This is a genomic window from Anaerotignum sp. (assembly GCF_030625865.1).
Taxonomy (GTDB): domain Bacteria; phylum Bacillota; class Clostridia; order Lachnospirales; family Anaerotignaceae; genus Chakrabartyella.
This window is the reverse complement of sequence record NZ_DAOUQB010000020.1, coordinates 44,444-54,571: the sequence shown is the minus strand read 5'-3', so window position 1 is coordinate 54,571 and position 10,128 is coordinate 44,444. Positions and strand designations below refer to the sequence as shown.

Sequence of the window (10,128 nt, the reverse complement as noted above, 5' to 3'; positions counted from 1 at the left end):
TTTTTTACGTTTTAGACGGTTTAAGAAATTTTTGTAAAATCTTTTTTAAATTTAAAGTAAATTTTAGGTTTCTCCAATATACTTGGTCTTGGAAAAAGGAGTTGCACCTGCAAAACAGCAGGTAAGGAGGCGAAGGACATGGGAACACCCACGACGTTTAAACGAAAGGAAGTAAAATATCTTCTTACGTATCAACAAAGAGCCATGCTGGAGGATTTAATGGAGACGCATATGTCCCCTGACAGCTTTGGAAAATCTACGATTATGAATATTTACTATGATACGGATAATAAGGAATTAATCCGTCATTCTATGGAAAAACCAGTTTACAAGGAAAAACTGAGAGTGCGCAGTTATGGTACAGCCACGCCGGAATCTACAGTTTTTGTGGAGCTGAAGAAAAAATACAAAGGGATTGTTTATAAAAGAAGGGTATCTATGAGCCAGCAGGATGCAAAGCTTTGGCTGGAGCAGAATGAATTGCCGCCAAAGGATACGCAAATTATTCGGGAAATTGATTATTTTACCCATACTCATCCATTAAAGCCATCGGTAATGCTTTCTTACCAAAGAGAGGCGTTTTTTGGGAAAGAGGATTCTGAATTTAGAATGACCTTTGATGACGCCATTTTATGGCGTGATTATGATATTTGTCTATGCAAGGGTGCCTATGGAAAGGGGCTTTTACCCAATGGAATGCAGCTTTTGGAAGTGAAAGCAGCAATGGGAATGCCTATGTGGCTAACAAGATTTTTTAGTGAAAATAATATTTTTAAGACCAGCTATTCAAAATATGGGAATGCATATACTGCTATGATCCAAAAAGAGCTGGAAGGAAGGAGCAGGTACAGTGCCTAATTTTATAACAAGTAATGTTTTAAGTTCAACATCTACAGAGACAGGAATTACAATACTGCCTTTTATCCTTTGTATTGCCACAGCGTTGGTGATCGGGTTTTTGCTTTCTCTGACATATAAAAAACAAAGTAAAAGTTCACCGGGATTTTTGGTTACTCTGGCTATTTTACCGGCGGTAGTTGGAATGGTAATTCTTATGGTAAATGGAAATATTGGTGCGGGCGTTGCGGTTGCGGGGGCTTTTAGTTTGGTTCGATTCCGTTCTGTCCCTGGAACGGCAAAGGAAATATGTGCAATTTTTATTGCCATGGCAGCAGGGCTTGCCGTTGGTATGGGATATTTGGTTTTGGCAGTTTTATTTACAGTTATTCTTAGTATAGCAGAAATGCTTTATGATACAAATAAGATGAAGCGCTTTTATGGAAATGCCCAAGAACGTCAGCTTCGTATCACTATTCCTGAAGACATGGATTATACTGATGTTTTTGATGATATTTTTGAAAAGTGCTTTAAAACTTTTGAACTTACAGAAGTGAAAACTACAAATATGGGCAGCTTATTTAAATTAACCTACCACGTAACTTTAAAGGAGGCAATTGCTGAAAAGAAAATGATGGATGAAATTCGTTGTCGAAACGGAAATCTGGAAATCAGTTTATCCAGACCATTAAATCGTAATGAATTATAATGAGGAGGTATGGTATGAAAGGGAAGAAGAGAACTGCTTTGGCTATAGTTACAATGGCTTGCTTACTTTGCAGCTGTAGTCAGGCCACAGCAAAGGGTGAAACAACGGATACAACAACAGCTACGGATACAACTTCACAAATTACTGCCCTAGATCCTACGGATTTATTCAGCGATAGGGATAAAAAGGCAACCTATGATGAAAGTGAGGCTGTTTCCATTCAGTTAAGTTCTACGAAAGCAACCAGTTCCAATAGCAGTAAAGTTAGTATCAGCGGTTCAACGGTAACCATTCAGGATGAAGGTGTTTATGTATTAAGCGGCAAGCTTACCGATGGGCAGATTATCATTGATGCAGAGGATACGGATAAAGTGCAGCTTGTTTTAAAGGGTGTAACCATCAACTGCGATACAAGTGCAGCCATTTATGTACGTCAGGCTGATAAAGTATTCGTAACATTGGCTGATAATACAACAAATACCCTTTCCAATAAAAATGAATTTGTTGCCATTGATGATAACAATATTGATGGTGTTATTTTTGCCAAGGATGATATTACATTCAACGGCGGTGGTACATTAACTATAAATGCAGCATATGGCAGCGGCGTTGTTGCCAAGGATGATCTTGTAGTAACAGATGGTACATATAAGGTAACTGCGGCAGAGCATGGCTTTGATGCAAAAGACAGTATTTGTATTGCAGATGGTACTTTCCGGGTAAATGCAGGAAAGAATGGTTTCCATAGTGAAAATAGCGATGATACAACAAAGGGCTTTGTATACATCGGTGACGGTACTTATACCATAACAGCCCAAGGCGATGGCTTTGATGCCGCGGCTATATTGCAAGTGGATGACGGTACATTCCAAATCAAAACAGGTGATGGAAGTGATGCTACACTTACAGAAGAGGATGCAAGTGCAAAGGGCATTAAAGCCGGCGGCAACTTACTGCTTACAAAGGGTACCTTTACGTTAGACTGTGCAGACGATGCATTTCATAGTAATTTGAATTTGACAGTCAAGGACGGTACCTATACCATTGCCACAGGAGATGATGGTTTTCACGCCGATGCAGCGGCTGTAATTGAAGATGGTACAATTAATATTACAAAATGCTATGAAGGTATCGAAGGAGAAACGGTCCTTGTTTCTTCAGGAACTGTGAATATTGTTTCTTCCGATGATGGTATTAATGCGGCAGAAAGTGGCGAAGATACAGATGATGCCGGAATGGATGGACAGCAAAATCCAATGGCAGACGGCGAAAGACCTGCCTTTGATGGCGAAAATACACCGCCAACTGATGAGGAAAGACCTGCATTTGATTCCACAAGTACCCCACCAGAAAAACCATCTGCTGATGTAACCACCAGTGCAACCACAACAGGCACAGCATCACAAGGCAATGATGGCGAGATGCCGGCAGGTCATATGGGTAATGGCGGTGGTTTCGGCGCAAATGAAAACTGTAATATTACCATTAGCGGTGGAACATTAACCCTTGATACAAAAGGTGACAGTATTGATTCTAACGGCAGTATCAATATTACCGGTGGAGTAATCTATATTACAGGGCCTGAAAACAATGGAAACTCTTGTGTAGACAGCGATGGCGATGCGATCATTACCGGTGGAACATTAGTTGCCTGTGGTTCCAGCAGTATGTTCCATGGTTTTAGTACAGATTCTACACAGGGCTGGGCACTGATTAATTTGACAGAAGCACAGAGCGGCAATGTTACACTGAAGAATGAAAGTACAACAATTCTCAGCTATACACCAACAAGGGAATACACGGCGGTTTTGGTTTCCGGTGATAAATTAAAGGATGGTTCTTCTTATACCTTAACCATGGGTGACGAAACACAAACCTTTACGATGGATGGATTAAGCTATACCTATGGCACAGCAAGCGATGATAATATGGGTGGCAGAGGACAAATGAATGGAACCAGACCAGATAGGACAATGACACAAAACAGTACAGAAACAACGACACAAACCTCTTAATGAAGAAAAATTGAATTTCCTTCCCCTTGGTACAGCAGTGCTTTGTAGGCTGCCATGGATTATGAGCCAAGGTGGAGGGGGATTTCATTAATCTTAGGTGAAAAAATATTTTATAAAACACAAAATAGAAAAAATTTCCAATAAACGTTAGAAAAATTTAAGCTATATTTAAGTTTTGCATGTTATTATGAAAAAGGAAAGTATTTGACCCCTATTCAATATTTTACTCTTATTCAAAATATTGATTGAAAAAAGACCTATTGCTAAGGCAATTAGGTCTTTTTTTAAAAAACAAATCACAATTGCATCAAATATGTTACAATATATAAAAGAATTATTTTATTAACTGGAGGTGAGAAACCATGCGAATTTTATTGGCTGAGGATGAAAAAGAGCTTTCCAATGCTTTGGTTACCATATTGCAAAGAAATGGCTTCTCAGTGGATGCCGTTTATAATGGTGGGGATGCTTTAGACTATTTAGAAGCAGATAATTATGATGGCGTAATTTTGGATATTATGATGCCTAAGGTGGATGGGCTGACCGTATTAAAAAAACTTCGGGAGAAAAAAAATACCATTCCAGTATTAATGTTGACAGCCAAGTCTGAGGTGGATGATCGGGTTTTAGGTTTGGATAGCGGAGCCAATGATTATTTAACAAAGCCCTTTGCAATGAAAGAGCTTATCGCCAGAATTCGTGCTATGACCAGGAAAACAGAAGTTGGCGGGGATAATCTTTTGGTGTTTGGCAATATCACACTGGATCGGAATACATTTATCCTTTCTACGGAAACAGCACAGCTTCGTTTAATGGGCAAAGAATTTCAGATGATGGAGCTCATGATGATTAATCCTAATCAATTGATTTCCGCCGAACGATTTTTGGAGCGTATCTGGGGCTATGATACCCAGGCGGAGCTTAGTGTGGTTTGGGTTTATATTTCATATCTACGCCGCCGTTTAACCAAGGTAGGGGCAAACGTGCAGATAAAGTCCGCCAGAAATTTGGGATATACACTGGAGGTAAAGACATGAGCGAAAAGTTAAGGCTTCGTTTTATAATAATCGCATCTTTAAGTGTCTTTATTGTCCTTTTCTCCTTTCTTGTGTGTATCAATGTTTGGAATTACAACAATATGACAGATAATGCGGACAAGACATTATTTGCCATTTCAGAGAATAACGGTGTTTTTCCCAAGATACATAAGGACAAGCCCAAAAATCAGCCAGTACCACAAAGTGAGCCTATAGCAGAGAATCAATCGGCTACTGATAACCAGTCTGGACCGTTAAACTCAGGGGACTTTTCTCCCGAGGACCCTTTTTCAACTCGATATTTTTCTGTAACGTTAAATGCAGAAGGTTTGCAAGACGCAGTAAATCTAAATAACATTGCAGCCGTTACCATAGAAGAAGCAGCGGAAATGACGAATTCTGTGATGGATAAAGGGAAAAACAAAGGTTTTTTGGGTTCCTATCGCTATCGTATTACAAAAACAGACAGTGGCACCATGATTGTTTTTTTGGACTGTACCAAGGATTTATTTTTTATGAATAATTTTTTGCTAAACAGTATTTATGTAGGCGGGGCAGGTTTTTTTGCGGTTTGTCTTCTGATTGTTATCTTTTCAAAAACTGCTGTACGCCCAATGGCGGAGAGCTATGAAAAGCAAAAAACTTTTATTACCAATGCGGGCCATGAATTGAAAACACCTCTCTCTATTATTGATGCAAATACCGAGGTCATTGAAATGGAAAATGGAGAAAGCCAGTGGACCCAAAGCATAAAGCATCAGGTAGAACGGCTCACCCGTTTGACCAATCAATTGACTACCCTTGCAAAAATGGAGGAAGGGCAGGAACAAATTTCTATGAGAAACCTGAATCTCTCAGATATTATTACAGAGGTTTGTGACGAAATGGAGGCATTTGCCCAAGGGAAAGGAAAGACCATTCAAGCTGCAATATCTCCCAATGTGTCAATAAATGGGAATGAGGATCAGTTACGTCAATTGATTTATATCCTTTTGGATAATGCGGTGAAGCATTCAAAAGAGGGTTCACCTATTGAGGTGTCATTAAGTAGTAGTGGGAAGTTAACTTTAAGGAATAAGGCTTATTTAGAGAGCACAGGAAATATGAATATTCTGCTGGAGCGGTTTTACCGTACCGATGCTTCCAGAAGTAGGCAGACGGGAGGATATGGCTTAGGTCTTTCCATTGCAAATGCGATTGTAGAACAACACAAAGGAAAGATCTCTATTGTGGCTTTAAATGAGGATACCTTGGAAATAACCGTTACACTGCGATAAATTAAAAAAGCCCCTTTGGTTGTGATTCACAACATAAGGGTGCTTTTTTATTTCCTAAAAAACTTTGAAGTTTCGTCATGGCATATCCAACTACGGAATATCATTTGGGAAAAACATATGATTTTTCAATTTTGAGGGATGTTTATTGGGTTCCCAAAGCTTTGAAATCTATGCCATCCTCCCGCATATTTTCCAATAATTGTGCATGAAAGAAGCAGCAACCATAACAGGGATAAAGAAGCATATGGCTATCCATGATTAAAATAAGGCTATCCTCCGTAACAGAAGAGGGGTTAGCTTTTGTGGGTATGGGGGCAAAGGTGCCTTTTTGTAGGTTGGATATTGCTCCGTTGATTAAGCACACAGCCTTTTTTTGTTCTTTCCAAAAAAAATCTCCCTTTTTCAGAGTAAGAAATTCTCCGCAAAAGCAATCCATCATGGTTTGCAGTCCTTGAGGAGATATCTTTCGAAAAACGGGGAGTGCTTGTAATAATTCTAAATGCGTATTCATCTTTTGTACCTCCGTATAGATATGGGTGGATTTTAGCATGAACCAAAGTTTGCGTCAAGCAAGGAATCCTTGACAATTATTAAACAACATCATAAAATCAAATCAAGTCAGTGTTTCGCTAAAAAGGAGGAGTTATATGATTCCCAATAAAATAGAGGGGCTACCCTTTTTTTCAAATCTTACAAAGGAAGAAAAAGATTTACTGCAAAACAATATAAAAATTCTGGAATTTCAAGAGGGTGATTTGATTTATTCCCCTGCAAAAGGATCTTTGGGAATGGTTCAGGTATTAAAGGGGGCAGTACGGGCTTATTTAATTTCCGAAGAGGGAAAAAAAGCTACCATTTTTCGCCTGCATGAGGGCGAATTTTGTATGTTAACCATGTCCTGCGCCATGTCACAGATTACCTTTGATGTAGAGGTGGAGGCTTGTGAGGATTGTCGTTTGTTGCTTTTACCCACAGAATTATTTTCCAGTGTGGAGCAGGAAAATATTTATGTGAAAAATTTTTCGCTGGAATTAATGATGGAGCGGATGTCATCTTTAGTGGAAGCGGTACAACAAATGATGTTTTTGAATTTGGAGCAGCGCTTGGCATCCTATCTTTTGGATGAAAGCAGTCAGCGCAAAAATGATACCTTATATTTAACGCAAGAACAGATTGCGGAGAATATTGGCAGTGCCAGGGAGGCAGTCAGCCGTACCTTAAAGCGGATGAAGGAGAAGAAACTGATTTCCGTAGGCCGTGGCTGCATTCACTTGTTGGATAAAAAAGAGCTCTATGCATTGCTTTAAAAAAGGCACCATTGATGTCAATGATACCCAAGAAAGAGTAAAAATTATTCTTTATATTTTGCCTTACATACAAGCTGTGTCATGGTACCCATGGGGCAATAGACACACCAGGTACGGGGACGGAATAATACCATGGTGACCAGTCCCAGCAAAGTTGAAGTAAGCATAAGGCTGTAAAAGCCAAAAGCAAATTGTTTGACCCAGTGGGCCACAGGTGCCGAAGAAGAAGCAAAGTGCCAAGGCAGGGAAAAACTCCAAAGCAGGGTAACAACTTCTTTTAGACTATTTGTGCCTGCAAAAACCAAATAGGTGGAAAATGTCATATTAAAAAACATGGTCAAAAAGAAGGCTAAAAAGCCATAACGAAACCATTTACTGGAAATCCATTTCGGAATGGGTAAGTTTTTTGAGAACTTCTTTCCTAAAAGGGTAAGAAGCTGTCCTCTGCCGCAATAACGGTTGCAATAGCCTTTTTTTCCACCCGTCAAGGACATCACCAAAGGGATTAAAAAACATAATAGCCCAAGCCAAGCAAATAATATATTAAAAAATCCTAGGATAATATAAAGTGTAGAGACAATCCAGAGGTAGTCGTACCAATTTTTTTTCTTAGCCAATGGAATCAACCTCCTTTATAGAAATAATATCAGCGGGACAGGCTTTCTTGCATAGACCGCAGCCAATACAACGGTCTTGATCCACCTTGGCATATATGCCATTATAGATTTCAATGGCATTTTTAGGGCAAGCTGTTTCACAGCACCCGCAGGATACACAGGCGTTTCTTGATAATGTTGCAATTTTTTTCATTTCAGACCCCCTCATCCATATAGAGCGCTTTTTTCGGACAAACCCGAGCGCATTTTCCGCATCCGATGCAAAGATCTTCATGAATTTTCGGCGCAGAAAATTTATTTTCCTGGGTTAAGGCACCTACAGGGCAAACCCATACGGAGGGACAGCGATGGTTTTGGGGACATTTATTTAAATTTATTTTTACTAATTTTTTCATTGTGTTCATCCTTTCGAATTTTAGAGAAAGTTTTATAATTTTATGGTATGATGATAGCATAAGACTTTTGCTATGTTCCGTAACTTTGTTACGCAATGCAAATAAGGACAGGAGGATTTATCATGAACGAAGAAAACAAGGAATTAACACTGGTGGAACAGGCGGAGCAAAACAGCAGCAATTATTTTCGCCAAGGTTTGAATTGTACGGAATGTATTATGTGTACTTTTTTAGATATTTACAATAAAGACATGCCCAAAGAATGTATGGCGCTGGCAACGGGCTTTGGTTCTGGCATGGGAGAAACAAAAAATACCTGTGGTGCAATTACAGGTGCGGTTATGGCATTGAGCAGTGCCATTGGCAGAAAAGACCCTTTTGCAAAAGAAACAGTCAGAGAAAGAATTTTCGAGTTAAAAGGGGTTTATTCCCTGGTAGGGGAAATGATTCAAGAAATTGAGGATCACTATGGAACCTTAATTTGCAAAGAACTTTCCTCTCCCTTGGGTGAGTTTGAAGGAAAGGCAAGAAAGAAAAACTGCATGGAAATTATTGGGTATTGCGGTGGTTTGGCCATGAAATATGCCTTAAAGGCAGAAGAAATGGCAAAGGAAAACGATGCAGTAGCAAAGGAAAACTAAAAAAAGGTGGTTTAACAATGAAAAAGAGTATCTTGGCAGCGGTAGCGGGCACTTTGCTGTTTGCAACGGTGGCATTTGCTTATCCGCCCATACAAGTATATGTAGATGGTCAGGCAGTTTCCTTTGATCAGGCGCCTGTTATTGTAAACGATCGTACGCTGGTGCCCATGCGGGCAATTTTTCAAGCCTTGGGCAGTGAGGTTTCTTGGTCTGAACCCACAAAAACCATTACTTCAACAAAAGATGGAGATACCCTTGTATTAACCATTGGAGAAACGGGCCTTTATAAAAACGGACAGCTTATTTATACCATGCCTGTGCCTGCCTGTATCATGAGCGACAGAACAATGGTACCTATCCGCGCCATTGCGGAGGCTTTTGATGCTGAGGTGGATTGGGATCCTGTTGGTTATGTAATTACCATTTTTTCTCCGGAAGAGGGAGAAGAGAATGGCTATGAAACTACGGTAGAGGCGGAAGATGGTACCACAGTGTTATCTTTCAAAATGGATTTTCCAAGAAGCAGCAGTAATGCCGCAGATAAAATCCAGAAAATACTGGAGGATGAAGCCAAAGAATCTGCAAAGGATTTTATAGATGATTACGGCGAAAAAGCCAAAAAAGAGTATGAACAGAAAAAAGACGGGGGTAATTCCTTTACACCTTATTCTTATATTGGTTCCTATGAAATGACAAGGGATAACAGCGAGATGGTGTCCTTTTATGGGACAAGTACACAAGATATCGGGAAAAGTGATAATATAAAAAATTGTTTTTCTCACACTTTTAATGCCAGAAGCGGGGCGGAAATAGAACTTTTTAACTTGATTGCAGATAGCGAAGAAGAGATGCAAGAATTTTGGAACACTTCTTTTGGCACACTCATTGATGAAAAGCCAGAAAGTTTTTATGCAGATGCAAAAAAACGCTTAGAGAAATGTATGGATGAAGTTGGATATTATTTAACGGAGGATGGGATTGGGTTCTATTTACCGCCGGAGACCATTGCACCCAATGAAACGGGAGTTGTTTCGTTTACTATGAAATTTGAGCTATAAGGGGATACCCCTTAAGTATAGACCGCTGATGAAATGAAATCAGTGGTCTATTTTTATGAAAAATATGAATATAAAAGGTTTTATTTGCCTTATAACATGTAAAAAACCCGCCTGTATTTGGCGGGTTTGTCATTGTCTTGGACAGGATATAATCCTGTCCTATTTAAGGGGAAGAAGTAGAAAGAATGTTATTGTATGGGGGAAAATAACATTCTCGATAGTCATTATTACCTTT

At 39.4% G+C, this 10,128-nt stretch carries 12 protein-coding genes; 8 read left to right on the top strand and 4 right to left on the bottom strand.

The window, feature by feature from the left end:
- Positions 1 to 138: 138 nt before the first annotated feature.
- The 5 genes from P9Q65_RS07505 (at position 139) to P9Q65_RS07485 (ending at position 5,875) form a co-directional block, all read left to right on the top strand.
- Complete coding sequence (locus tag P9Q65_RS07505) at positions 139 to 858, top strand: polyphosphate polymerase domain-containing protein (RefSeq protein ID WP_304508763.1); 720 nt, start codon at positions 139 to 141, stop codon at positions 856 to 858.
- The gene (locus P9Q65_RS07500) at positions 851 to 1,546 is read left to right on the top strand and encodes a DUF4956 domain-containing protein (protein ID WP_304508762.1); all 696 of its coding nucleotides are present in this window, start codon (positions 851 to 853) and stop codon (positions 1,544 to 1,546) included. Before P9Q65_RS07505 ends, P9Q65_RS07500 begins: the two co-directional genes overlap by 8 nt.
- Before the next feature lie 14 nt (positions 1,547 to 1,560).
- Entirely contained in the window at positions 1,561 to 3,561 is a 2,001-nt protein-coding gene (locus tag P9Q65_RS07495) for a carbohydrate-binding domain-containing protein (protein ID WP_304508761.1), read from the top strand.
- Positions 3,562 to 3,923: 362 nt separating this feature from the next.
- Positions 3,924 to 4,598: a response regulator transcription factor gene (locus tag P9Q65_RS07490; protein WP_304508760.1), complete on the top strand. Its 675-nt coding sequence runs from the start codon at positions 3,924 to 3,926 to the stop codon at positions 4,596 to 4,598.
- Complete coding sequence (locus tag P9Q65_RS07485) at positions 4,595 to 5,875, top strand: sensor histidine kinase (protein ID WP_304508759.1); 1,281 nt, start codon at positions 4,595 to 4,597, stop codon at positions 5,873 to 5,875. Before P9Q65_RS07490 ends, P9Q65_RS07485 begins: the two co-directional genes overlap by 4 nt.
- Before the next feature lie 142 nt (positions 5,876 to 6,017).
- Here P9Q65_RS07485 and P9Q65_RS07480 read toward each other — a convergent pair whose 3' ends face one another.
- Positions 6,018 to 6,386 carry a hypothetical protein gene (locus P9Q65_RS07480; protein WP_304508758.1) on the bottom strand — a complete coding sequence of 123 codons (369 nt, stop codon included), beginning with the start codon at positions 6,384 to 6,386 and terminating at the stop codon, positions 6,018 to 6,020.
- Between the two features lie 136 nt (positions 6,387 to 6,522).
- Between P9Q65_RS07480 and P9Q65_RS07475 the strand changes: the two genes are divergently transcribed.
- The gene (locus P9Q65_RS07475; RefSeq protein WP_304508757.1) at positions 6,523 to 7,182 is read left to right on the top strand and encodes a Crp/Fnr family transcriptional regulator; all 660 of its coding nucleotides are present in this window, start codon (positions 6,523 to 6,525) and stop codon (positions 7,180 to 7,182) included.
- A gap of 44 nt (positions 7,183 to 7,226) precedes the next feature.
- Here the strand turns inward: P9Q65_RS07475 and P9Q65_RS07470 are convergent, their stop codons facing one another.
- The 3 genes from P9Q65_RS07470 to P9Q65_RS07460 are packed head-to-tail and all read right to left on the bottom strand — an operon-like array spanning position 7,227 to position 8,194.
- A complete protein-coding gene (locus tag P9Q65_RS07470; RefSeq protein ID WP_304508756.1) occupies positions 7,227 to 7,799 on the bottom strand; it encodes a 4Fe-4S binding protein in 573 nt (190 codons plus the stop codon).
- Positions 7,792 to 7,992, bottom strand: coding sequence for a 4Fe-4S binding protein (locus P9Q65_RS07465; RefSeq protein WP_304508755.1), 201 nt, complete (start codon positions 7,990 to 7,992; stop codon positions 7,792 to 7,794). The genes P9Q65_RS07470 and P9Q65_RS07465 overlap by 8 nt, the downstream gene beginning before the upstream one ends.
- A 1-nt stretch (position 7,993) precedes the next feature.
- Complete coding sequence (locus P9Q65_RS07460; RefSeq protein ID WP_304508754.1) at positions 7,994 to 8,194, bottom strand: ATP-binding protein; 201 nt, start codon at positions 8,192 to 8,194, stop codon at positions 7,994 to 7,996.
- Positions 8,195 to 8,316: 122 nt separating this feature from the next.
- On the opposite strand from P9Q65_RS07460, the gene P9Q65_RS07455 reads away from it, so the two are divergent.
- Both P9Q65_RS07455 and P9Q65_RS07450 read left to right on the top strand, forming a co-directional pair.
- Positions 8,317 to 8,835, top strand: a complete 519-nt coding sequence (locus P9Q65_RS07455; RefSeq protein ID WP_304508753.1) for a C-GCAxxG-C-C family protein — start codon at positions 8,317 to 8,319, stop codon at positions 8,833 to 8,835.
- 17 nt (positions 8,836 to 8,852) lie between these two features.
- Positions 8,853 to 9,893, top strand: coding sequence for a stalk domain-containing protein (locus P9Q65_RS07450; RefSeq protein WP_304508752.1), 1,041 nt, complete (start codon positions 8,853 to 8,855; stop codon positions 9,891 to 9,893).
- Positions 9,894 to 10,128: the final 235 nt, after the last annotated feature.